This is a genomic window from Bifidobacterium choerinum, assembly GCF_002761235.1.
Classification (GTDB): Bacteria; Actinomycetota; Actinomycetes; order Actinomycetales; family Bifidobacteriaceae; genus Bifidobacterium; species Bifidobacterium choerinum.
In genome coordinates this window covers 1723819-1748335 of sequence record NZ_CP018044.1, presented here as the reverse complement: position 1 = coordinate 1748335, position 24517 = coordinate 1723819, and the positions used below count along the sequence as shown (strand labels likewise).

Below are 24517 nucleotides of genomic sequence, written 5' to 3'. Positions count from 1 at the left end.
GAGCTAAATGGCTATATTCGACCCCTCATTCCCCTGCGCGATCGCCGACGCTACGCCCGAAGGAGAGCGGACAGGCGCTGAGTGGTGGCTTGCTCATTGGCAGCAACTGGACGAACCATTGACTGTGTGGACGCACACGAAGAAGGGGGCTGACGCCAATCCCTTCATTAGCCAGCTGATCTCCCACGAACAAGTGAATCACGTTACATCACAGCCACATATCTTTTCCGCGTATGGTCCTGTCTTGGCAATGTATCCCACCGTCATAGATCTTGGAAATATCATGCGCGCCACGGGCACCACCGCCTTATGCGTGATTCGTGGAGACGATCTAACTCTATGGTCCAAAGAGGTAAACGCCGAGGTCTTGCTGCAGGCCGACGCTCACGCAACTCCAATCGTACTTGCCGACGATGTTCGCGAGATGCTGCATTTCGTCTCCGAAATAATGAATCTGAACAATTCGATCGGCGGCAATGGGACAGACAAGTCGATCCTCATTCGAGAGATGCTGCAGCTGCATGATACTGGGGTCACATTCGACCCAATCGCAATGGCCGAGTGGGCAGCTGCACATGGCTGGAGCTCCAAAAACATAAAGCATCTCATGAAATACGCCGAGGATATCAATTCCGGGAGAAAGCCGCAGCACAGATACTAGAAAAGCATTGATTCATCATCCGCGTGGGTAACAAAGAATCGACGCTGCGCATTAAGCCCAAAAGCGTATGTGGGGACGCAGGTTGTCCGGTCAGAGAACCTGCGTCCCCACATGCCATTCATTATCCAATCCGTGAGTCCTCTCACGCCCCGTACCGCGTCAGGTACTCCTCGGCGGCCCTGGCGATCTCATCGGAAACGTACGGAGCACCTTCGTCGTCGGGCAGTTCGCGGCCGGCGGCGAAGATCTCCTTGACGTTCGCGATCGCGAACACCGGGAAGCCGAACTCCCTCTGCACGTCCTGCACGGCGGACAGATCGCTGTCCTTCGTCTTCTCCATGCGGTCGACGGAGAGCACGAGTCCGACGATGTTGACGTCGGCCTGCTCCTTGAGTTTGGGGACGACCTCGCGTACGGCGGTGCCGGCGGTCATCACGTCGTCGACGAGCAGCACGTTCATGCCGTCGTCGAGCGGCTTGCCGACCATCGTGCCGCCGTCGCCGTGGTCCTTCCTCTCCTTGCGGTCGAAGGTGTAGCCGACGGTGACGCCGTAGTTGAGCTCGAGCGCGATCGAGGTGGCGACGGCGAGCGGGATTCCCTTGTACGCCGGGCCGAAGATCGTGTCGATGCGGGCGGGCAGCTGCTCGTCGTCGATCTCGGTCTGGATCTTCTCGGCGTAGAACGCGCCGAGCGTCGCGATCTTCCTGCCGTCGTCGAAGGCGCCGGCGTTGATGAAGTACGGCGAGCGCCGTCCGGACTTCAACGTGAAGTCGCCGAATTTCAGGGCGTTCGATTCGAGCAGGAACTTGGTGAATCGGTGGTCGAGGGAGTCGAACATCGTGTCTCCTTCCGGAATTGGTGGTCTGTGGTGTCGTCGGGAGGCGTCTTCAGCGCCAGGTGTCGCCCTTGGCGAGCTTTTCGGTCAGTTCGGGCCTGGAGTCGAGGAGCTCCTCGAGCTCGAGGGCGACGCGGATCGGCGCGGTCGGGTCGTACAGCGCGGCGCCGCCGACCTCGACGGCGTTGGCGCCGGCGTAGAGGTATTCGAGGGCCTTCTCGCCCGAGTCGATGCCGCCGATGCCGATGATCGGGATGTCGGGCAGCGCGGCGCGCACGCGCCACACGCAGGCCAGGCCCACCGGGAAGACGGCGGGTCCGGACACGCCGCCGGTGCGGTTGGCGATGATCGGCTCGCCGGTCCTGATGTCGATGCGCATGCCGACGAGCGTGTTGATCATGCTTAAGGCATCGGCGCCGCCCTCGACGGCGGCGCGCGCGATCGCCGCGATGTCGGTGACGTTCGGCGTGAGCTTGACGATCATCGGCTTGTCGGTCATCGGGCGCAGCCGGTCCATGAGCTTGCCCAGCGCGGCCGGGTCGGTGCCGACGGACATGCCGCCGTGCGTCACGTTCGGGCAGCTGACGTTGATCTCGAGCATGTCGGCGTCCGAGTCGGCGAGCTTGTCGACGACCTGCGCGTAGTCGTCGTCGCAGTGGCCGGCGACGTTCGCGATGACGGTGGCGCCGAGGTCCTTGAGGTACGGCAGGTCGTGTGCGAGGTAATGGTCGACGCCGGGATTCTGCAGGCCGACGGCGTTGACGGTGCCGGCCGGGCTTTCGGCGGTGCGCACGCCCGGGTTGCCGAGCCATTCGACCGGCGAGACGCCCTTCGTGGTGACCGACCCCATCTGGGACACGTCGTAGAACTGCCCGCACGCGTACACGTTGAAGGTGCCGGAGGCGGTGCCGACCGGGTTCTTCCACGGCACGCCGGCGACGACGGTGCCGTGGCGCCATTCGTGCGGCGCGTAGACGCTCGTCGGGGTTTCGTTGAGTTCCTGTTCGATGTTCACGTTGTCCTCGCTCATCTGGCTCACTTGTTGTCCCATCCCAGCTGGTGCGCGGTGAAGACCGGTCCGGCCTCGCACACCTTCTCGCGCCCGTCGCGCGTGTCGATTGTGCAGGCGACGCAGGTGCCGTAGCCGCAGCCCATGCGCTGCTCCATGCTCAGCTGCGCGTCGACGCCGCGCTTGGACGCCCATTCGGCGACCGCCTTCATCATCGGCGTCGGACCGCACGACAGGATGATCAGCTCACGGCCGCTCTCCTGCAGCGCCGGCCACAGGCGTTCGAGCAGCGTGAGCACGTTGCCTTCCGACTCGTCGATGCTGTGCACCTCGTCGGCGTACTTGGCCGCGTACACGTCGGCGAAATGCGCGTCGCGGTAGCCGAGCACGGCGATCGCGCGGCAGTCGTCGCGTCCGGCGAGCGCCTGCGCCGCCTCGAGCAGCGGCGGGATGCCCAGTCCCCCGCCGACGAGCAGGTAGTCGGCCGCGCGGCGCAGGTCGAAGGGCCTGCCCAGGGGTCCCAGCACGTCCACATGGTCGCCGGCCTTCAGGTGCGCGAACTCGCCGGTGCCGTAGCCGACGACGGCGAAGATCAGGCTGACCCGGTCGCCGTCGACGTCGCTGACGCCGAAGGGGCGCGGCATCAGATGCTGCGGGTTGGACGAGTACAGGTTGACGAACTGTGCAGGCTGGACGTTGGCGGCGATGAACTCGTCGCGGAACGTCAGACGCACGACGCCGGGCGTCAGTTCGCGCACGTCGACGACGTCGACGGTGCGTCTGGTCGGCGTGCGGCCGTTCGATACGGCATCCTCCACCGTGTGGGAAAACGCTGTGGTTGGCATGGGTGTCCTGTCCCTCTTTCTTCTCTGCTGTGGGTTTCTTCTCCGCTGTGGCCGCTGCCGGCCTGGGGTGGCTCAGGCGAGCGCGACGCGCAGCTGGTCGCGCATGTCCTCGGCGGCGCGCCGCGCGTTCGCGGCGACGATGTCGAGCGCGGTCTCGGGTTCGAGGTCCGTGCTGTAGCGTTCGTCGTCGCGCCATGCGCCGATGATGCCGCGCGACGAGTTGACGATCGCGCCGGAGCCGTCGCGGTCGAACATGCCGGCGACCGAGGCGGCGGTGCCGCCCTGCGCGCCGTAGCCGGGCACGAGGAAGAAGGTGTGCGGCATGCGCTCGCGCAGCGCGGCGCCCTCCTCGGGATGGGTGGCGCCGACGACGGCGCCGGTGCGCGCGTAGCCGAAACGGCCGATCGTGCCGGCGCCCCAGCTCTCGACGAGGTCGGCGACGTGTTCGTAGACGCGGCCGCCGTCGGCCAGTTCGAGCTCCTGGATCTGCGCGGAGGACGGGTTCGACGTGCGCACGAGGACGAACAGGTCGCGGTCGGCCTCCTTGGCGGCCTCGACGAACGGCTCGATGCCGTCGGAGCCGAGGTAGGGGTTGACGGTGAGCGCGTCCTCATGCCACACGTCGGCACCGTCGAAGCCGGTCAGGTGCTTCGCGTAGGCGGCGGCCGTCGAGCCGATGTCGCCGCGCTTGACATCGCCGATCACGTACAGGCCCTGCTCGCGCGCGTACTGGCAGGTCATCGTGTAGCAGTCGACGCCGGCCGGGCCGAGCGCCTCGTACATCGCGATCTGCGGCTTGACGGCGGGGACGATGTCGGCGACCGCGTCGATGATCGCGCGGTTGAATTCGAAGTACGCGGCGGCCGCGCCGGTCGCGGCGAGGTTGTCGTCGGCGTCCTCGACGTATTCGTCGGCTTCGAGGCGGTAGGCGTCCATGACCTGGGCGGGCACGAGCGCCGGCGTGGGGTCGAGTCCGACGACGCTCGGATTCTGCTTGGATTCGATGGCTTCGATGAGGCGGTCCATCCTGCTCCTTGGTTGTTCTCGTACGGTGTTTGCGGATGCGGCATGCGGCGGCGCCCGCGCTCAGGCGAGCGCGTCGAGGCGGCTGGAGGCCATGCGCGATCCGATGATCGTCGCATACGGCCTGCCGGTGACCTCCCATCCGTCGAACGGCGTGTTGCGCGCCTTCGACCTGAACTCGTCCGCATGGATCGTCCATGCGTCGTCGAGGCCGAGGATGACGAGGTCGTGGCGTTCGGGATGTTCGGTCACGCCCAGGTCGAGCGTGCGTTTCGTCGCGCACTTCGCGCTCGTGTTGAGCAGGCCGGCGATGTCGGTCGAGTGGCGTCCCATCAGCGAGGCCGGGTTGAGCGCCATGAGTTCGATGAGCCGTTCGTCGCCGATCCAGCCGCCGTCGACGAGGACCGTGTGGCAGACGGCGAACGCGCATTCGAGGCCGATGATGCCGTTGGGCGCCTCGAGGAAGCCGAGCGCCTTCTCGTCGGCGGTGTGCGGGGCGTGGTCGGTGGCGATCATGTCGACGGTGCCGTCGGCGATCGCGGCGATCGTGGCCTGGCGGTCCTTCTCGCTTCTCAGCGGCGGGTTCATCTTCGCGCGCGTGCCGTATTCGAGCAGCGCCTCGTCGCTTAGGGCCAGGTAGTGCGGCGCCGTCTCGCAGGTGATCGGCAGGCCCTCGGCCTTGGCGCGCCGGATCGCATCGAAGCTGATCGCCGTGCTCACGTGCTGGAAGTGCACGTGCACGCCGGTCTCGCGCACCATGTCGATGTCGCGCTGCACGACCGCCAGCTCGGTCTCCTCGGGGATGCCGGGCACGCCGAGCTTCCTGGCGACGGGGCCTTCGTTGACGGCGCCGACGTCGTGGTGCTCGCAGTGCTCGATGAGGTACAGCCCCGTCTCCTTGATGTTCGCGAGCACGTCGCGCAGCACCGGCGTGGGCACGGCCGAGCCGTCGTCGCTCATCGCCGTGACCGGGTGCGCGATCTGCGCCGCGTCCTTCTCGTCGTCGTGGCCGGGCATGTACCACGCCCAGTCCTTCGGCTCGGTCGGCTCCTTGCCGGCGCGTCCCTTCGTCGCGCACACGCACAGCTCGTAGCGCACCGGCAATGTCACGCCGTGGATCCGCTCGTAGTGCTGCAGGTAGTCGATGACGTTGTCGCAGCCGGCGGCGAGGACCTCGTCGGCGCCCGGCTCCCCCGGCGTGACGATCCGCCCGTCCATCGCCGGGACCGTGTTCGGCATGATGAGCACGTTCGTGTAGCCGCCGGCGGCCGCGGCGGCACAGCCGGTGACCATCGTCTCCTTGTGCGTCTGGCCCGGGTCGCGGAAATGCACGTGCGGGTCCTCGAGGCCCGGCGCCACCGTCAGGTGCGAGGCGTCGACGGTCACGTCGCGCCCGTCGGGCACGACCAGGTCGATATGCTCGCCGGTGTCCCACACGCGGATGTCGGAAAAGACGATAGCCATCAGAACTCGGCCTCCTCGTCGCAGTAGCGGCAGCGGTACACGTCCCCGTCGGTGCGGTCGAGGTAGAAGACCTGGTCGATGCCCGGCTCGGTCGTCGTCACGCAGCGCGGGTTGACGCAGGTGATGACGTTGACGACGCGTTCGGGCAGCGTCGGCGTCTTCTTGTCGACGATGCGTCCGCCGTGGATGACATCGACGGTCGCCGAACGCGCCACGAGGCCGAGCACGTCGAGGTCGATCGCCGTGTCCGCGTCCTCGATCTTGATGATGTCCTTCGTGCCATAGCGGCGCGAATCGGTGTTCATGATCAGCGCGAGCTTCGTCGCGGCCGGGTTGATGCGCAGGTACTCGAGCACCTTGAGCGCCGTGCCGGCCGGCACATGGTCGATGATGATCCCGTCCTGGATGCTGGTGACCTCCATCAGGCGGCGACCTCCTTGTTCTCGTAGGCGGCGAATCCCGGCAGTTCGTCGCCGAGCACCGAGCTTTCCAACGCCATGCGCATGAGCATGCCGTTCCTGACCTGTTCGAAGTAGGCGGCGCGCGGGTCGTCGTCCACCTCCTTGGCGATCTCGTTGACGCGCGGCAGCGGATGGAGCACCGCCATGTCCGCCTTGGCGCGTGAGAGCTTCGCCTCGTCGAGGATGTACGTGTCGCGCAGACGCAGGTAGTCGTCCTCGTTGAAGAAGCGTTCCTTCTGCACGCGCGTCATGTACAGCGCGTCGAGGTCGCCGATGACCTCGCTCAGGTCGCTGACCTCGACGTACGAGCAGTCCTTGGTCGCGTTGATGCGGTTGAGCACGTACTGCGGCGTCCTGAGCTCCTTCGGGGAGATCAGCACGAAGCGCACGTCGCCGAAGCGGCACAGCGTCTCGATGAGCGAATGCACGGTGCGTCCGAAAGTCAGGTCGCCGCACAGGCCGATCGTCAGGTCGTTGACGCGGCCGAAGCGCGAGCGCAGCGTCGCCAGGTCGGCGAGCGTCTGCGTGGGGTGCATGTGGCCGCCGTCGCCGGCGTTGATGACGGGCACGGATGCGGCGTCGGCGGCGACGAGCGCGGCGCCTTCCTTGGGGTGGCGGATCGCGACGACGTCGACGTAGTTGGAGACGGTCTTGAGCGTGTCGGCGATCGATTCGCCCTTGGTGACCGAGGCGAGCTGGGCGCCGGCGAATCCGATGACCTTGCCGCCCAGGCGCAGCATCGCCGTCTCGAAGCTCAGGCGCGTGCGTGTACTCGGCTCATAGAACAAAGTGGCGAGCACCCTGCCTTCGCAGGTGTGCGCCACTTGGGTGCGGTGCGCGTCGATGTACTGCGCCTTGTCGAGCAGTTCGCGGATCTGCGCGATGGACAGGTCGTCCAATGTGATGACGCTTCTCCCGACCATCGAAGTGGCGGGTGCGGTGTGTGCTTCGCTAGCCAATGACTCACCTTTCTTACCGAGTATGAAGGTGATCACCGAAGTGACCTATCCAACTATAACCGCACCCGCCTATTGGCGCGCCCCGGACGGGGCCCGGGGCGTTTCCCGTCTCAGTATGCGGTCGGGATCACTGTTCGGCGCCGTAGAACAGCCGCTCGCACACCTCGCGGCTGCGGCGCATCTGGGCGAGAATGTCGTTCTCGAAGCGCTGGCCGTGGTTGGCGTCGTAGCCGAGGTAGACGGCGATGCCGCCGAGCGAGTACATGTCGGTCGGCAGGATGTCGGCCTGGGCGGCGCGTCCGCTCCACAGGTAGTTGCCGTTGCGCGCGTCGGTGCACAGCTGCCACGCCTCGCCGAGGATCTTCGCGTCCTCCTCGCCGATGTGGCCGGCGGCGACGAGCGCGTCGAGCGCCTCCGTCGTCGAGTTGACGCGCAGCGCCGGGTCGTCGTGCGCATGCTGCAGCTGCAGCAGCTGCACGGTCCATTCGACGTCGCTCAGGCCGCCCTTGCCGAGCTTGAGGTGGCGGTCACGGCGCACGCCGCGCGGCAGGCGTTCGGCCTCCATGCGCGCCTTGAGGCGGCGGATCTCACCGATCTCCTCGTCGGTCAGCGGCCGATCGGGGTAGCGCAGCGGGTCGGCGATGGCGGTGAGGAAGTCGTCGGCGAGCGTCATGTCGCCGGCGGCGGCGCGGGCGCGCAGCAGCGCCTGGCGTTCCCATGTGCTCGACCAGGAGCGGTAGTACTCCTCGCATGAGGCGTAGGAGCGCACGAGCGGGCCGTTCTTGCCTTCGGGGCGCAGGTCCATGTCGAGTTCGATCTTCGGTTCGAGGCTGACGGGGCCCTGCATGAGCATGCGCAGCCGCTCCTGCACCTTGCGCGCGAAGCGGTTGGCGGTCGCGTCGTCGGCGCCGGCGGCGGGACGGTAGATGACGATGACGTCGGCGTCGGAGCTGAAGTTGACCTCGCGGCCGCCGTAGCGGCCCATCGCGATGATCGCAATCGCGGCGGGCGCCTGCGCGGCGCCGTCCTCGCGCATCTGGGCGGCGACGGACCAGCGCAGCGTGGCGTCGAGGATCGCGTCGTACACGTCGGTCATGCCCGCGAGCATCTCGGGCGCCTCGATGACGCCGCTCATCCATCCCAGACCGATGCGTTCGATCTCGTGACGGCGCAGCGCGCGCAGCGCCGTGGCCGCCTCCCGGTCCGAATGCGAATGGCGGTCGATGATCGCCGCGCACTGCGTGTCGAGGCTCGCGCGCGGGCGGGCGTGCAGCTTCGCGTCGTCGCCGAGCCAGGTGATCGATTCGAGGGACTTGCCCAGCGCGTCGCCCAGGTAGCGGGAGTTGGACAGCACATGGCACAGGCGCTGGGCGGCGGACGGCGAGTCGCGCAGGAAGCCGAGATATTCGTGTTCGCCGCCGAAGCGTTCCTCGAGGGTGCGCCAGTACAGCAGGCCCATGTCCGGGTTCTGCCCCTCGCCCAGCCAGCGCAGCACGGCGGGCAGCAGGATGCGGTTGATCTTCGCGGCGCGCGTGACGCCGTCGGTCAGCGCGCGCACATGCCGCAGCGCGGCGGCCGGGTCGGCGAATCCGATCGCCTCGTAGCGTTCGAGCGTCGCCTGCTCGCTCAGTTCGACCGTCTCGTCGGGGCTCGTCGCCGAGATCGGCAGCATCGGCCGGTAGTAGATGTCGTTGTGCAGGCGGCGCACCTCGCGGCGCGTCTCGTCGTACTGGTCGACGAGCTGTTCGGGCAGCATGTGGAAGACGCGCGCCAGACGGTGCATCTCGGGGCTCTGGTTGAGCTCGTCGGCGTCGATCGCGCGTTTCTTCTCGAGGCCGCCGACGTTGCCGCGGCCCAGGTCGGGGAACAGGTGGGTGCGTTTGAGCATCCATATCTGCTGGCGGTGTTCGAGGACACGTTCGAAACGGTAGTCCCAACGCAGCGCCTTCGCCTGCGGGCGTGAGACGTAGCCGCCGTCGGAGAGCGCCTGAAGCGCGTCGAGCGTCGAGCGCACGCGCAGCGACGGGTCGGTGCGGCCGTGCACGAGCTGCAGCATCTGCACGGTGAACTCGACGTCGCGCAGGCCGCCGCGGCCGAGCTTGATCTCGCGGTCCTTGAGCGGCGCGGCGATGAGGTCCTCGACGCGTTCGCGCATGCGCTGGCAGTCGTTGACGAAGTTGTCGCGCCGGGCGGCCGACCACACGAAGCGCGCGGCCATCGCCTCGTAGTCGGCGCCGAGCGCGGCGTCGCCGGCCACGGCGCGCGCCTTGAGCAGCGCCTGGAACTCCCAGTTCTGCGCCCACTGCTCGTAGTAGGCCCGATGCGCCTCGAGGCGGCGCACGAGCGGGCCGTCCTTGCCTTCGGGGCGCAGCGCCCCGTCGATCTGCCACAGCGGCTGCTCGGCCACGCCGGCCACGACGGACTGGCACACGCGCTGCAATGTCGTCGCGATCTTCGTGCCGATGCGCGTCAATGCCGTGTTGTCGATGTGGTCGTCGGCGGGTTCGACGACGTAGATGAGGTCGACGTCGGAGACGTAGTTGAGTTCGCGAGCGCCGAGCTTGCCCATGCCGATGACGGCGAAGCGCACATGCTCGGAGCCGGCCACCTCGCGTCTGGCGATCGCAAGCGCCCCTTCGAGCGCCGCGTCGGCCAGGTCGGACAGTTCGGCGCTGATCTTCGGCTGGATCTCGATCGGGTCGCCGGCGGTCACGTCCTGCGCCATGATCGCGGCGAGCTGTTCGCGGTAGTCGGCGCGCAACGCGCCGGCCGCCTCGGCGAGCACCTTGCCGGCCACGGGGATCACCGAGGCGGGGTCGGCGCCGACGGCGTCGAGGATGCGCGCGCGGCGCGCCTCGCGCGTGACGATCGCCGTGTCGCGCGGCGGCGTGACGGCGGCGCGCACGAGGTCGGGGCGGAAGCGCATCAGCGTGCCCATTGCGTTCGAGGCGCCGAGCACGCCGATCAGCCGTGTCATCTGCGCCTCGTCGGCGACGATCGACGACAGCGGTTCGCCGCGCTCGTCGAGCGCGCGGCGAATGTCGACGAGGTTCGCGAGCGCCGTGTCCGGGTCGTCGCATTCGGCGAGCTGGCCGAGCAGCACGGCGACGGCGCACCCGTCGTCGGGGCCGGCCAGGTCGCCAAGCAGCTGCTTCGCACGGCTGATGTGCTGCAGTCCGGCGTGGATGACGTCGCGTGTGGGAATGTTCGTCGGTGTGCCTTGTTCCATGGGTCCAATCTACCCGCGCTGGATGACGCTTCGGGCGCGCGAGGGTTCAGGCGAAGAACACCTTCGTGTTCGCCCAGATGCGCCGGGCGGCGCACGGCCGGTTCATCGTATACAGGTGGATGCCGTCGACGCCGCGGGCGACGAGGTCGCGGATCTGCTCGGACGCGTAGACGACGCCGGCCTCCTTGAGGGATGCGGGGTCCTGTCCCCACATCTCGAGCATGACGGCGAGCCTCTCGGGGATCCTCGAGCCGCACAGGTCGGCCATGTGGCGCACCGAGCCCGCGTTGACGACGGGCATGATGCCCGCTTCGATCGGCACGTCGATGCCGGCGGCGCGCGCCTTGTCGCGGAAGCGCAGGAAGTCCTCGTCGTCGTAGAACAGCTGGGAGATCAGGTGGGTGACGCCGGCGTCGACCTTGCGTTTGAGGTTGTCGATGTCCTCGTCGAGACTCGCCGCCTGCGGATGCTTCTCTGGGTAGCAGGCGCCGTAGATCGGCATGTCGGGGCGGCGTTCGCGGATGAACGCGGCCAGGTCGGACGCGTGGCTGAACACGTTGGCCGGTTCGCGTTCGGGGTTGCGGTCGCCGCGCAGTGCGAGGATGCCGGCGACCTTCGCCTGGTCGAACAGGTCGAGCGCCTCGTCGGCGCCGGCCTCGTCGAGGTACTGGGCGGTCAGGTGGGCGACGGCGGGGATGCCGTATTCGGCGCGCACGGTGTTCGCGATGCGCGCGGTGGCGGTGCGGTCGACCGATTTGCCGGTGCCGTAGGTCACGGAGATGAACGCGGGACTCAGGCCCTGCAGGCCGTCGAGCGTGTCGTAGATCGTGCCGACCGGCGCGGTGCGTTTAGGAGGGAAGATCTCGAGCGAGAAGATGGGCATGGTGGGTCGTCCTCGGATACGGGAGGTTGGGAAATGACGGGAAGGGAGGGGAACAGGAAGACGGAGGACGTCGGGACGGGATCCCCAACGGCCGCCTCCGGGACGGGGAGGACGCCGGGGATCCGACGGCGTGGGCGCGGCCCCCTACAGGCGCGAGCGCACGGCCTTCGCGGCCTCGACCATGTGTTCGAGGCTCGGCCAGGTCTCGGCCTCGCCGCGGGTCTTGAGGCCGCAGTCGGGGTTGATCCACACCTTGTCGACGTCCATCTTCGCGAGGATCTCGCCGATGCGTTCCTCGATCTCCTGCTCGCCGGGCACGCGCGGCGAGTGGATGTCGTAGACGCCGGGGCCGGCCTCAGTCTCGAAGTCGGCGTCGTGGATCGCGTCGAGGACGACGAGGTCGCCGCGCGACGCCTCGAAGGAGATGACGTCGGCGTCCATCGCGTCGATGTCGCGGATGATGTCGTTGAACTCGGAGTAGCACATGTGCGTGTGGATCTGCGTGGTCGGCTTGACGCCCGAATGCACGAGGCGGAACGCCGGGATCGCCCAGTCGAGGTACTTGGCGTGCCAGTCGGAGCGGCGCAGCGGCAGCTTCTCGCGCAGCGCGGCCTCGTCGATCTGGATGATGCGGATGCCGGCGGCCTCCAGGTCGAGCACCTCGTCGCGGATCGCGAGCGCGAGCTGGCGCGTCTGCTCCTCGGCGGGGATGTCCTCGCGCGGCCACGACCAGTTGAGGATCGTGACTGGGCCGGTGAGCATGCCCTTCATCGGCCTGTCGGTCCTCGACTGCGCGTAGCGGCTCCATGCGACGGTGATCGGTTCGGCGCGCGAGACGTCGGACCAGACGATCGGCGGCTTGACGCAGCGCGTGCCGTAGGACTGCACCCACGCGTTCTTCGTGAACAGGAAGCCGTTGAGGTGCTGGCCGAAGTATTCGACCATGTCGTTGCGTTCGAATTCGCCGTGCACGAGCACGTCGAGGCCGATGCGCTCCTGTTTGCGGATCACGTCGTCGATGCGCTCCCTGATGAACGCGTCGTAGGCGTCGCGGTCGATCTCGCCGTGGCGCAGCTTCGCGCGTTCGGCACGGATCTGACCGGTCTGCGGGAACGAGCCGATCGTCGTCGTCGGCAGCGGCGGCAGTCCGAGCGCCTCGTGCTGCAGCCGCTGGCGTTCGGCGCGCGCCGGACGCCGCGTGAAGTCGTCGTCGCCCAGCGCCTCGAGGCGCGCGCGGACGGTCTCGTCGCGCGCCACGCGGCTGCCGTCGAACAGCAGCTGGTTGGCCCTGAGCACGTCAGACGAGCGCTTCGCGTCGTCGTCGAGGTCGACGAGGTCGGCGATCTCGCGCACCTCGTCGAGCTTCTCTACGGCGAACGCGAAGTGTTTGAGGACGTCGTCGCCGAGCGCCTCCTCGCCCTGCGTGCTGAACGGCACATGCAGCAGCGAGCAGGCGGAGGCGACGGCGACGTGGTCGGTGACGTGGCGCAGCGCCTCGACGAGGGCGATGCTCGCCGCATAGTCGTTGCGCCAGATGTTGCGGCCGGAGACGACGCCGGCGAACAACGTCGTGCGCGCGGCGGCGCCGTGCGCCTCGACGGCGGCGAGGTTCGCGTCGCGGCCCTCGACCAGGTCGAGGCCGACGCCGTCGAATTCGAAGAGCCTGACGGTCTCGTAGATGTCGGCGATGTCGCCGAAGTAGGTGTTGAGCAGCACCTTGACCCGGTCCTGACGGGCGGGAAGGACGCGCGAGTAGAGCGACTTGAACAGGCGCACGTCGGCGTCGTCCTTGTCGAGCACGAGGCAGGGCTCGTCGAGCTGCACCCATGCGGCGCCGAGGTCGGCGAAGCGGCGCAGGATCTCGGCGTAGACGCCGGCGACGGCGTCGACGAGGCCCTCGTCGACCGTCAGTTCGCGCGCCTGGGCGTCGCGCGAGAGCTTGAGGAAGGTGTAGGGGCCGATGAGCACCGGCTTCGTCTCGTAGCCCAGCGCCTTCGCCTCGAGGTATTCGTCGAAGGGCTTCGTGCCGTTGAGCCGCACCTCGGTCGCCTCGTCGAACTCGGGCACGAGGTAGTGGTAGTTCGTCGTGAACCACTTCTTCATCGGCAGCGCGGTCACGTCGCCGCGCTCGCCCTGGTAGCCGCGCGCCATCGCGAACAGCGTCTCCTCGGGCTCGGCGAAGGACAGGCGGCGGTAGCGCGCCGGAATCACGTTGAGCAGGATCGCCGTGTCGAGCATCTGATCGTAGAGGCTGAAGTCGTTGCTCGGGATCAGGTCGATGCCGGCGGCGCGCTCGAGCCTCCAATGCTCGGCGCGCAGCTCGCGGCCGACGCGGCGCACGTCGTCGAGCGACGCGGCGCCCTTCCAGTACGCCTCGATGATCCTCTTGAGCTCGCGGTTGCGGCCGATGCGCGGGAAACCGGAGATGGACGTGGGTACGCTCATGGATGCCTCCAAAGAAGTCTTGCTTGCTGCGACGTCCATCACGCTAGCAGACCGAAGCGGACGCCGGCGCCCGAATCTTGCGAAAACCCGGCTCAACGGCCATACCGGTTATTGAGACGACGTCATAACCGCAGCTTATATCCCCGGGATCGTCCGGCCGCATTCCCCCGTCCGCGCTCCGTGCGCGCACGGGCGTCAGTCGAAGTCCTTCGGCGTGAGCACGGCGATGAGGTCGGCCTCGTGCGTGCCCCACTTCCTGAACGGTTCGGACGAGCCGAACACGGCCACGCAGGCCGTGGGCATGCCGAGCGTGAGCAGGTCGGCGGCGTCGGGCTCCGAGCCGGGTCCGGCGAGCCACTGGCAGGCCATCGACACGGTCGGCTCATGGCCGAGGACGAGCAGCGTGCGCCGCTTGTCCTTGCACGAGGCGAGCGCGTCGAACACCGACTGCATGCCGTCCTCGTACAGCGACTTCGTGTAGTCGACCTTCGGGCCGTCGCCGAACACCTTGAGCATGCGCTCGCAGGTCTGGCGGGCGCGCACCGCGTTCGAGCAGTCGATCTGGTCGGGCGTCAGCCCCATCGACTTCAGGCCCTTGGCCATGCGCTTGGCCTGCTTGAGGCCCTTGTCGAGCAGTTCGCGTTCGAAGTCGCCCTTCGCGTTCTGCGGCTCCGTCTTCGCGTGCCGCATGACGAGCAGCACGTACCTGTAGTCCTTCGCCTTCTTCGCGGCCTTCCTGACGTTCATGCACGCTCTTTCATCCATCGATGCCCCTTGGGGCGGGTCATATGCAGTATATCCCGCGCCGGGCGCGCCGGCCGCGCGCTATTCGCCTTCGGCGTCGCCGATGGCGCGCAGCTGCGCGTCGAGGTCGCGCAGCACCTTGCGCAGCTTGCGGTCGGAGATGTCGCGCAGCTCGAGCTCCTCGAAGGCCGCCTCGCGCTGCTCGGGGCTGAGCGAGTCGACGTCGGTCGTCGTGTCCTTCGCCGCGCGTTCGCGCCGGCGCAGCGCCTCATAGCCGTCGGCCATCGCGCGCGAGACGACGAGGAAGCCGGTGTGTCCGATCATCTGGTGGTCGGGGCGCACGGCCAGGCCCTGCGCCTTCCAGTTGCGTTCGAGCGTCTCCTGGATCTGCGGCTCGGTCCAGCGTCCCGACGCGCGCAGCGCCTCGGCGAGACGGGCCATCTGCGTCGTCGTCGTCACGTAGCAGGTGAGCACGCCGCCCGGCGCAATGACGCGTCCGGCCTGTTCGAGGCGGTTCCACGGGTCGAGCATGTCGAGCATGACGCGGTCGAACGATCCGGCCGGCAATGTGGCGGCGACCGAGTCGAAGTCGCCGGTCAGCAGCGTCCAGTTGTCCGGATGACCCCCGTAGTACAGGTCGACGTTCGCGCGCGCCACCTTCGCGAACTCGGGGCGCAGCTCGATCGTCGTCAGCTCGCCCTCGCCGCCGCACGCCTCGAGCAGGTGCAGGCTCATCGCGCCCGATCCGGCACCCGACTCGAGCACGCGGTGGCCACGGCGGACGTCGCCCAGCTCGACGACCTGCGCCGTGTCCTTCGGATACATGATCTGCGCGCCGCGCGGCATCGACAGCACGTAGTCGGCCAGGCGCGGGCGCATGACGGCGAACTGCCAGCCGCCGATCGCGCGCGTGCCCTTCCACGGCTTGTTCGCGTCGCGTTCGGGATGCGCGGCGTTGACCTGCGCCTCGCGCTTGGCGGTCACGCTCGTGACGACGACGCCCTCGCTCATGCCGATGACGTCGTCGTGCAGGATCAGGCCGTGCGCCGTCTGCGTCGAGCCTCCCACGACGAGCTGATCGGTGATCTTGTTCGACTTCCGGTCGGTGAACTGGACCTTCTCCCCCGCCACAAAGGGACCACGGCGCATACGGCGACTCCTTGACTCATCGGCGCGGGCGCCCGCGCCGTCCTCGTGCACATTGACACCCGCCAGCGTACACGAGGCCACGTGCTTTGCCCGCGCTCAGCCGCGCAGCGTCGCGCCCCAGCGGCCGCGCGCATGACGCACCTCGAGGTCGAGGCCGAACACGGCGGAGAGCCGCTCGTCGGTCAGGCCGTCCCCGATGCGGCCGGCGAAGACGATCGTGCCGGGCGCGGGGGCCGCCGCGGCGCCGGACAGGTCCGCGGCGCCGGGCGCGCGGCCCATGATCGCCACATGGTCGAATCCGGTCGGGATCTCCTCGAGCCGGTGCGTGACGAGGACGACGGCGCGCGGGTCGTCGCGTCCGATCGCGCCCAGTGCGCGCAGCGCGATCTCGCGGCCGCCCAGGTCGAGCCCGGTCGTCGGCTCGTCGAGGATGAGCAGCTCGGAGCGCGCCATCAGCGAACGGCAGACCATGACGCGCGTGCGTTCGCCCTCGGACAGCCTCGCCATCGAGCCGCCGATGAGGTATTCGATGCCGAAGTCGCGCATCAGCGAGCGCGCCCGCGCAACCTCGTCGTCGCTGTACGTGTCGCGCCAGCGTCCGGTGACGGCCCTGAGCGCGGTGACGACGGCGTCGAGCGGGTCCTCGCCGTCGGGCAGCGCGCGCAGCAGCTCGGCCGAGCTCAGTCCGATCAGATGGCGGTAGGAGAACACGTCGACCTTGCCGAGCCTGCGGCCGAGGACGTCGACGGTGCCGCATGTGGGGTGCCCGCGCGTCGCCATCATCCGCACGAGCGTCGACTTGCCGATGCCGTTGGGGCCGAACAGCACCCATTTCTCGCCGCGGCCAACCGTCAGGTCGACGTCGGCGAGGATCGTGCGCCCCGCGCGGCGCAGGCCGACGCCGCGCATCGCGACGGCCGGCGCGTCGCCGCACCGGTCCTCCCCCGCCCCGTCCCGCTTCGGCGATTCCTGCGTCGCCATGGCCGCTCCTTTCGTTGCGCCGTCCCATATGTCCTGCGACCCCGCCCTGCGGCGGCCCCGTCCGTCCTTGTCCGTCGTGGCGGCGGACCCGCGTCTCCACGCTAGCACGACGCCGGCCGTCGCACCGCGCCCGTCCCGGCATCCGGGAGCGCGGGGCGCGCCGGCGTCCGCCGCGGCGCATACCACCGGCGCCGCGGCGGCGCGGCTCCGGTTCGCTGACGACGGCAAAACTTCCCTCAACGCGTATTTCGCGCCCGCGCGCCCGTTTTGCACTACCGTTGGGGGCATGAGCGAAACAAACATGGTACGCCTGACCAAAGGCGATATGGCACCGAACTTCGAACTTGAATCCGACGAGTACAAGCACTACGCGCTCGCCGACTTCAAGCACCAGAACATCGTGCTCTACTTCTATCCGAAGGCCGGATCCTCGGTGTGCACGCTCGAGGCGAAGCAGTTCCAGGACAACCTCGAGCGCTTCGCCAAGGAGGGCTACACCGTCATCGGCGTCTCCCCCGACGACGTCAAGGAGCTGCAGGAGTTCCGCGAGCACAACGACTTGGGCTTCGTGCTGCTGTCCGATCCCGAGTACGTCGCGCACAAACTGTACGGCGCCGCGAAGGAGCATGTCAAGGACGGCGAGAAGAGCTACGAGACCGTCCGCTCGACCTTCGTGATCGACGGCGACGGCAAGATCGTCTTCGCCGGCTACGACGTGGACGTCAACGGCCAGATCGACGAGCTGCTCGAGCAGATCAAGTAACGGCCCCATCCCCCATACGAGGAGGGCGGGCGGACCGCATCGCGGTCCGCCCGCCCTCCTTTGCGTCGTACGGCGAAGACCGGTCAGACGGCGGTGCCGTTCTGGTCGAGGTTCGGGTTGTTCTTCGGGTCGCCGGCCGTGAAGAACAGGCTCAGCACGCCCGCGGCGAAGCAGGCGGAGACGGTGATGATCGACCACAGCGGATGCTGCGGCAGCCACATGACGACGAAGAACATGATCGCTGAGACGACGATGACGACCCAGCTGGCCACGCGGAACCACTGGCGCACCGAATGCGGCGCGCGGATGACCTGCGGCGGGTCGAAGTCGTCCGGATCGGTGCCCATCGCGACCTCCTCGGCATGCTCGAGCTCGCTGCTCGTCGGCTTCCACGGGCCGGTCTTGCCCTCCTTGAGCCGGCGGGACTTCTCCTGCAGCTGGTATTCGTCGATCATGCCGGAACGCGCGCGACCCTTCGTCGCGTCGTACTGCTCCGGCACGCCCCGCTTCTTCTGCGCGCGGCGCTCCGCACGGTTTGCCATGGTTGCTCCTTTCGCAAAGCACGTTCGCACACGCCGGCACCGGCGTGTGCACCGTCCTCTACTGTACTGCACCCCGGGGCTCGGGGCGTCGGTTGCGCCCAGCGTCGCAACGGCGCCGGGCCGGCGGCATGCGGGGCAATGCACGGCAGGGGTGGGGTCCCCGTCATCCGGATGACGGGGACCCACCCCTGACGCGTCATATGTCGGCGGATCAGCGCCGAGGCAGCGACATCGGCCGCTGCGAGGCGACGATCGGCGCCGGCAGTTCGGTCGGCTCGCCGGTCAGGTAGGCGTCGACGGCGGCCGCGCACGAGCGGCCCTCGGCGATCGCCCAGACGACGAGGCTCTGGCCGCGTCCGGCGTCGCCGCACGAGAACACGCCCTCCTGCGAGGTGTGGAAGGCGTCGTCGCGCGCCACGTTGCCGCGTGCGTCGAGGTCGCACGGCAGCTGTTCGCCCAACGTCGTCGTGTCCGGGTGCAGGAAGCCGACCGAGATGAGCACGAGGTCTGCCGGGATGATGCGTTCGGTGCCCGGCTGGCGCGTGAACGGGCCGTCCTCGCCCGGCGCGACGGACACGACCTTCAGCCCGGTGACGTGGCCCTGCTCGTCGGAGACGAAGCCCTCGGCGCGCGCCGCGTGCTCGTAGGTGATCTTCGTGCCGTCCTCCTCGCCGACGAAGCCGACCGAATCCGTGTTGTACACGTACTCGCCGCCCTCCTCCATCGACGACGTCTTCTGGTAGAGGCGCGCGAAGGTCGGCCACGGCTGGTTGTCGGGACGCGTCGACGGCTCCTTCGGCATGATCTGCAGGACCGTGACGTCCTTGGCGCCCTGGCGGATCGACGTGCCCAGGCAGTCGGAGCCGGTGTCGCCGCCGCCGATGATGACGACGTGCTTGTCCTTGGCCGTGATGCCGTGCACCGGCTCCTTGCCGTAGACGCGGCGCGTCGCATCCGGCAGGAAGTCCATCGCGAAGTGGATGCCGTCCATCTCGCGGCCCGGGATGTTCATGTCGCGCGGCACCGTCGAGCCGATCGCGACGACGACCGCGTCGTAGCGCGAGCGCAGGTCGTCCCATGTGATATCGCGGCCGATCTCGGTGTTCGTGCGGAAGCGCGTGCCCTCGGCCTTCATCTGCTCGACGCGGCGGTCGAGGATGCGCTTGTCGAGCTTGAAGTTCGGGATGCCGTAGCGCATCAGGCCGCCGACCTCGTCGTCGCGTTCGTAGACGACGACGGTGTGGCCGGCGCGCGTCAGCTGCTGCGCGCAGGCGAGGCCGGCCGGGCCCGAGCCGACGACGGCGACGGTCTGCGTGCTCAGTCGCGCCGGCGGCAGCGGCTTGACGTAGTCGAGCTCCCAGGCCTGGTCGATGATCGTCACCTCGTCGTTCTTGATCATCGTCGGCGGCTGGTGGATGCCGAGCACGCAGGCCGACTCGCACAGCGCCGGGCAGATGCGTCCGGTGACCTCCGGGAAGTTGTTCGTCATCGACAGGCGGTTGTAGGCCTCCTCCCACTTGCCCTGACGCACGAGGTCGTTCCATTCGGGGATGAGGTTGCCCAGCGGGCAGCCGGACATGCAGAACGGCGTGCCGCAGTCCATGCAGCGGGCCGCCTGCTCCCGGGTCCAGTCCTGCAGCCCGTCCTCGGCATGCACGTCGAACCAGTCCCTGATGCGTTCTTCGACGGGGCGTTCGGCCAGTTCCCTGCGGGTACGGACCTTGAGGAATCCACGTGGATCTGCCATGTCAGCGCGCTCCTTCCATAACCTGCTCGTACGTCTGCTCCCAGACGCCGGGCTCATTGAAATCGATGTCCTCGGCCTTGGCCCGCTCCATCGCGCGGGTCATCGCGACGAACTGCCTGGGCACCATGTGCGTGAAGCGTGCGCGCGCATGCCCCCAGTCGTCGAGCAGGCCCTGCGCGAAGCGCGAGCCGGTGCGTGCGACGTGCCGTTCGACGAGGTCGCGCACATGCGCCGCCGTCTCGTCGTCGAGCTGCTCGAACAGCAGCGCGCCGGCGGCGGAGGCCGGATTGACCTTGCCCATGTCCAGGTCGAGGACGTAGACGTGGCCGCCGGAGAAGCCGGCGCCGAGGTTGCGGCCGGTGGGGCCGAGGATGACGACCTCGCCGCCGGTCATGTATTCGCAGCCGTGGTCGCCGACGCCCTCGACGACGAAGGTCGCGCCGCCGTTGCGCACGCCGAAGCGTTCGCCGGCGCGACCGGCGACGAACATCGTGCCGGAGGTCGCGCCGAAGCCCAGGACGTTGCCGGCGATGACGTTCTCGTGCGGGTCGTAGGTGACGTCCTTCGGCGCGGCGATCGCGATGCTGCCGCCCGACAGGCCCTTGCCGGCGTAGTCGTTGACCTCGCCGACGATGTGCAGCGTCTCGCCGCGCGGGATGAACGCGCCGATCGACTGGCCGCCGGTGCCTTCGAGCTCGAGCTCGATCGTATCGTCCGGCAGGCCCTCCTCGCCGTAGCGACGCGTGATCTCGTAGCCGAGCATCGTGCCGAGCGTGCGGTTGACGTTGCGGATGCCATGCTCGATCGTGACGTGCTCGCCGTGTTCGAGCGCCGGGCCTGCGAGGGCGATGAGCTCGTTGTCGAGCGCCTTGTCGAGCTCGTGGTTCTGCTCGATCGTCTTGTGCAGGATCGTGCCGGGGACCGGGCCGGGTTGCATGAGCACGTTGCCCAGGTCGATGCCCTCGGACTTCCAGCGCCTGATCGCCTCGTCCTGGTCGAGGCACTCGACGTGGCCGACGGCCTCCTCGAGCGTGCGGAAGCCGAGCTCGGCGAGCAGCTCGCGCACCTCCTCGGCGATGAACATCATGAAGTTGACGACGTGCTCCGGCTTGCCGGTGTAGCGTGCGCGCAGCTCCGGGTCCTGGGTCGCGATGCCCTGCGGGCAGGTGTTCTTCTGGCAGGCGCGCATCATGACGCAGCCCTCGACCATCAGCGCCGTCGTCGCGAAGCCGAACTCCTCGGCGCCCAGCAGCGCGGCCACGACAACGTCGCGTCCGGTCTTGAGCTCGCCGTCGCACTGCACGGTGATGCGCGAGCGCAGGCCGTTGAGCACGAGCGTCTGCTGCGTCTCGGACAGGCCTATCTCCCACGGCGTGCCAGCGTGGCGGATCGCGTTGAGCGGCGCCGCGCCGGTGCCGCCGTCGTAGCCGGAGATGAGCACGACGTCGGCGTGGCACTTGGCGACGCCGGCCGCGATCGTGCCGACGCCGAACTCGGAGACGAGCTTGACGTGGATGCGCGCCTTCGGGTTGGACATCTTCGCGTCGTTGATCAGCTGCTTGAGATCCTCGATCGAGTAGATGTCGTGGTGCGGCGGCGGCGAGATGAGCTCGACGCCCGGCGTCGCATGGCGCACCTTGGCGATCCACGGCGGCACCTTCGCGCCCGGCAGGTGGCCGCCCTCGCCCGGCTTGGCGCCCTGGGCGAGCTTGATCTGCAGGTCGGTGGCGTGCACGAGGTAGTCGCTCGTCACGCCGAAGCGCGCCGAGGCGATCTGCTTGATCTTGCTGCACAGCATCGGGTCGTTGAGGCGTTCGACCGATTCGCCGCCCTCGCCGGAGTTCGAGCGCGCGCCGATCGAGTTCATCGCGATCGCGAGCGTCTCGTGCGCCTCCTTCGAGATCGAGCCGTAGCTCATCGCGCCGGTCGAGAAGCGCTTGACGATCTCGCTCGCCGGCTCCACCTCGTCGAGCGGCACGGGCTTGCGCGTGTGGTTGAACTTCATCAGGCCGCGCAGCGTCATGATCCGGTTCGACGTGTCGTTGATGTGCGCCGAGTAGCGCTTGAACATCTCGTAGTCGCCGCGCTGCGTCGACTGTTGCAGCAGGAAGATGGCCTCCGGGTCGTTGAGGTGCTCCTCGCCGGTGCGGCGCCACTTGTATTCGCCGCCGGTGCGCAGCGTGCGGTGCGGCGTGGCCGTCCACTGGTTCGGGTAGGCGACGCGGTGGCGGATCGCCACCTCCTCGGCGAGGTCGTCGAGGCCGCAGCCGCCGACGCGCGAGACGGTGCCGGTGAAGTAGGCGTCGATGACCTCCTGGTTGAGGCCGACGGCCTCGAACAGCTGGGCTCCGCGGTAGCTCATGATCGTCGAGACGCCCATCTTGCTCATGATCTTGAGCACGCCGGTCGACAGCGCGTTCCTGAGGTTCGTCACGGCCGTGGCCTCGTCGACCTCGAGGAAACCGGTGCGCGCGAGCTCCTCGACCGATTCGAAGGCGAGGTACGGGTTGACGCAGGCGGCGCCGTAGGCGATGAGCAGCGCGACGTGGTGGATCTCGCGCACATCGCCGGCCTCGACGACCATCGAGACCTGCGTGCGCGTCTTGCGGCGCAGCAGATGGTGCTGCACGGCCGACGTGAGCAGCAGCGACGGGATCGGCGCCATCATGTGGTTCGAGTCGCGGTCGGACAGGATCAGGAAGTTGCTGCCCTCCTCGATCGCCCGGTCGACCTCGTCGAAGATCTCGTCGAGGCGGGCCCTGAGCGCCTCGCCGCCGCCGGTCACCTGGTACAGGCCCTTGATGACGGCCGGCTTGTAGTAGCCGTCGAGCTGGCGCGCGCGGTCGACGTTCTTGAGCTGCGCCATCTCGTCGGAGTCGATGACCGGCTGTTCGATGAGGATCTTCTTCGCGTGCGTCGCGCAGTCCTCGAGCAGGTTCGGCTCCGGGCCGATCGCCGATTCGATCGACGTGACGATCTTCTCACGCTCCCAGTCGAGCGGCGGGTTCGTGACCTGGGCGAACTTCTGCGTGAAGTAGTCGAAGAGCATGCGGCTGCGCCCCGAGAGCACCGACAGTGGGATGTCGTTGCCCATCGAGCCGAGAGGCTCCTTGCCGGTGTCCGCCATCGGCTTGAGCACCATCTTGAGCTCCTCCTGCGTGTAGCCGAAGGCGCGCTGGCGGCGGTGCACGGACTGGTCGGAGTAGCTGACGTGCTCGCGCTGCGGCAGCTGCGCCATGTTCACGGTGTTGCCCTCGACCCATGCGCGGTACGGGTGCTGCGAGGCGAGCTCGTGCTTGATCTCGTCGTCCTCGACGATGCGTCCGGCGGCCGTGTCGACGAGGAACATGCGGCCCGGTTCGAGGCGGCCCTTGCGCACGATGCGCGCGTCGTCGACCTGCGGCAGCACGCCGGCCTCGGAGGCGAGCACGACGTAGCCGTCGTCGGTGACCTGCCAGCGGCCGGGGCGGAATCCGTTGCGGTCGAGCAGCGCGCCGACCTGCACGCCGTCGGTGAACACGAGGTCGGCTGGGCCGTCCCACGGCTCAATGAGCGCGTTGTTGTACTCGTAGAAGGCGCGCACGTCGGGGTCGAGCTCCTCGTTCTTCTCCCATGCCGGCGGCACCATCATCAGGATCGCGTGCGGCAGCGAGCGACCGGCGAGGTTGAGCAGCTCGAGGACCTCGTCGAAGGTGCCCGAATCGGAGTAGCCGGGCGTCAGGATCGGCAGCAGGTCGTCCATGTCGCCGAGCAGTTCGGACTTCAGGCGCCCCTGGCGCGCCGAGAACCAGTTGCGGTTGCCCTGGATCGTGTTGATCTCGCCGTTGTGGGCGATCAGGCGGAACGGCTGGGCGAGCGGCCACGACGGGAACGTGTTCGTCGAGAAGCGCGAGTGGACGATCGCGATCGTCGTCTTCATGCGCTCGTCGGACAGGTCGGGGAAGAAGGGCCTGAGCTGCATCGTCGTGAGCATGCCCTTGTAGGTGAGCGTGCGCGCGGACAGCGACGCGAAGTAGATGCCGACCTCGTGCTCGGCGCGCTTGCGCACATGGTAGACGCGGCGGTCGAGGTCGATGCCGGCGAGCCGGCGAGCCGGGTCGGCGAGCACGAGCGTCTTGAACGACGGCATGCTCGCGAGCGCCTGCAGGCCCAGCCCGTTGGGGTCGGTCGGCACGACGCGCCATGCGAGGACCTCGAGGCCCTCCTCGGCGGCGATCCGCGCGATCGCCTGCTCCTGGCGGCCGCAGGTGGCGATGTCGCGGTCGAGGAAGGCGATGCCAGCCGCGTAGCGGCCCGCCTCGGGCAGTTCGGCGTCGACCGTCGCGCGCATGAACTCGTCGGGCATCGCCATCAGGATGCCGGCGCCGTCGCCGGTGTTCTCCTCGGCGCCGACGGCGCCGCGGTGGTTGAGGTTGACGAGCACCTCGATGGCGTCGTCGACGATCCTGCGTTCGGGACGGCCGTTGAGGGTGGTGACCATGCCCACGCCGCAGGCGTCATGCTCGCTGCCGGGGTCGTACATGCCTTCCGGACGACGGATCGTCAAATCAAGCGGGGTTCCAAACGTCACCGCAATCACCTCTCTAGTCACAGGGGACGACCATCCCCTATCGCACAGTTGTCAGCACAGATTACCGGTGCGCCGCGGGCGTGGGCGGTCGCGCGACCACATCGCGGAGCAGGCGCGTCCACCCATCGGAACCGTGCGCGCCATGGCGGGCACGGTGGGCAATCCAGCCTTTCGCATTCTATTGGGCGCAATATTTCGGAAGTATGA

At 68.3% G+C, this 24517-nt stretch carries 18 protein-coding genes; 2 read left to right on the top strand and 16 right to left on the bottom strand.

Annotated elements, in window-relative coordinates; translation table 11 throughout:
* Positions 1–7: 7 nt before the first annotated feature.
* Positions 8–661, top strand: coding sequence for a hypothetical protein (locus BcFMB_RS07055; protein WP_099721389.1), 654 nt, complete (start codon positions 8–10; stop codon positions 659–661).
* A 142-nt stretch (positions 662–803) separates the two neighbouring features.
* Here the strand turns inward: BcFMB_RS07055 and pyrE are convergent, their stop codons facing one another.
* The 13 genes from pyrE to BcFMB_RS06990 form a co-directional block, all read right to left on the bottom strand.
* Complete coding sequence (gene pyrE / locus BcFMB_RS07050; protein ID WP_099721388.1) at positions 804–1499, bottom strand: orotate phosphoribosyltransferase; 696 nt, start codon at positions 1497–1499, stop codon at positions 804–806.
* Positions 1500–1548: 49 nt separating this feature from the next.
* The gene (locus BcFMB_RS07045) at positions 1549–2526 is read right to left on the bottom strand and encodes a dihydroorotate dehydrogenase (protein ID WP_099721387.1); all 978 of its coding nucleotides are present in this window, start codon (positions 2524–2526) and stop codon (positions 1549–1551) included.
* Positions 2527–2531: 5 nt separating this feature from the next.
* Complete coding sequence (locus BcFMB_RS07040) at positions 2532–3350, bottom strand: dihydroorotate dehydrogenase electron transfer subunit (protein WP_099721386.1); 819 nt, start codon at positions 3348–3350, stop codon at positions 2532–2534.
* 72 nt (positions 3351–3422) lie between these two features.
* Positions 3423–4376 (bottom strand): orotidine-5'-phosphate decarboxylase, encoded by a 954-nt coding sequence (gene pyrF / locus BcFMB_RS07035; RefSeq protein WP_099721385.1) that lies wholly within the window; start codon positions 4374–4376, stop codon positions 3423–3425.
* 60 nt (positions 4377–4436) lie between these two features.
* Positions 4437–5837, bottom strand: coding sequence for a dihydroorotase (locus BcFMB_RS07030; RefSeq protein WP_099721384.1), 1401 nt, complete (start codon positions 5835–5837; stop codon positions 4437–4439).
* Positions 5837–6259, bottom strand: coding sequence for an aspartate carbamoyltransferase regulatory subunit (locus BcFMB_RS07025; RefSeq protein ID WP_024541353.1), 423 nt, complete (start codon positions 6257–6259; stop codon positions 5837–5839). Before BcFMB_RS07025 ends, BcFMB_RS07030 begins: the two co-directional genes overlap by 1 nt.
* On the bottom strand, positions 6259–7221 hold the full coding sequence (pyrB, locus tag BcFMB_RS07020; RefSeq protein WP_099721383.1) for an aspartate carbamoyltransferase: 963 nt from the start codon (positions 7219–7221) through the stop codon (positions 6259–6261). The genes BcFMB_RS07025 and pyrB overlap by 1 nt, the downstream gene beginning before the upstream one ends.
* A gap of 163 nt (positions 7222–7384) precedes the next feature.
* Positions 7385–10486, bottom strand: coding sequence for a bifunctional [glutamine synthetase] adenylyltransferase/[glutamine synthetase]-adenylyl-L-tyrosine phosphorylase (locus BcFMB_RS07015; RefSeq protein ID WP_099721382.1), 3102 nt, complete (start codon positions 10484–10486; stop codon positions 7385–7387).
* A 46-nt stretch (positions 10487–10532) separates the two neighbouring features.
* Positions 10533–11369, bottom strand: a complete 837-nt coding sequence (metF, locus tag BcFMB_RS07010) for a methylenetetrahydrofolate reductase [NAD(P)H] (RefSeq protein ID WP_099721381.1) — start codon at positions 11367–11369, stop codon at positions 10533–10535.
* A 144-nt stretch (positions 11370–11513) separates the two neighbouring features.
* Positions 11514–13814, bottom strand: a complete 2301-nt coding sequence (gene metE / locus BcFMB_RS07005; protein ID WP_099721380.1) for a 5-methyltetrahydropteroyltriglutamate--homocysteine S-methyltransferase — start codon at positions 13812–13814, stop codon at positions 11514–11516.
* Between the two features lie 195 nt (positions 13815–14009).
* On the bottom strand, positions 14010–14561 hold the full coding sequence (locus BcFMB_RS07000; protein ID WP_099721379.1) for a SixA phosphatase family protein: 552 nt from the start codon (positions 14559–14561) through the stop codon (positions 14010–14012).
* A 78-nt stretch (positions 14562–14639) separates the two neighbouring features.
* Positions 14640–15707 carry a tRNA (adenine-N1)-methyltransferase gene (locus BcFMB_RS06995; RefSeq protein WP_099721378.1) on the bottom strand — a complete coding sequence of 356 codons (1068 nt, stop codon included), beginning with the start codon at positions 15705–15707 and terminating at the stop codon, positions 14640–14642.
* A 96-nt stretch (positions 15708–15803) separates the two neighbouring features.
* A complete protein-coding gene (locus tag BcFMB_RS06990; RefSeq protein WP_024541360.1) occupies positions 15804–16616 on the bottom strand; it encodes an ABC transporter ATP-binding protein in 813 nt (270 codons plus the stop codon).
* A gap of 358 nt (positions 16617–16974) precedes the next feature.
* On the opposite strand from BcFMB_RS06990, the gene BcFMB_RS06985 reads away from it, so the two are divergent.
* Positions 16975–17451 carry a peroxiredoxin gene (locus BcFMB_RS06985; RefSeq protein ID WP_024541361.1) on the top strand — a complete coding sequence of 159 codons (477 nt, stop codon included), beginning with the start codon at positions 16975–16977 and terminating at the stop codon, positions 17449–17451.
* 83 nt (positions 17452–17534) lie between these two features.
* Here BcFMB_RS06985 and BcFMB_RS06980 read toward each other — a convergent pair whose 3' ends face one another.
* The 3 genes from BcFMB_RS06980 to gltB all read right to left on the bottom strand — a co-directional run bounded on the left by BcFMB_RS06980 (position 17535) and on the right by gltB (position 24262).
* Positions 17535–17993, bottom strand: coding sequence for a hypothetical protein (locus BcFMB_RS06980; RefSeq protein WP_024541362.1), 459 nt, complete (start codon positions 17991–17993; stop codon positions 17535–17537).
* Positions 17994–18204: 211 nt separating this feature from the next.
* Positions 18205–19740, bottom strand: coding sequence for a glutamate synthase subunit beta (locus BcFMB_RS06975; RefSeq protein WP_024541363.1), 1536 nt, complete (start codon positions 19738–19740; stop codon positions 18205–18207).
* A 1-nt stretch (position 19741) separates the two neighbouring features.
* Positions 19742–24262, bottom strand: a complete 4521-nt coding sequence (gltB, locus tag BcFMB_RS06970; RefSeq protein WP_198405454.1) for a glutamate synthase large subunit — start codon at positions 24260–24262, stop codon at positions 19742–19744.
* Positions 24263–24517 lie beyond the last annotated feature (255 nt).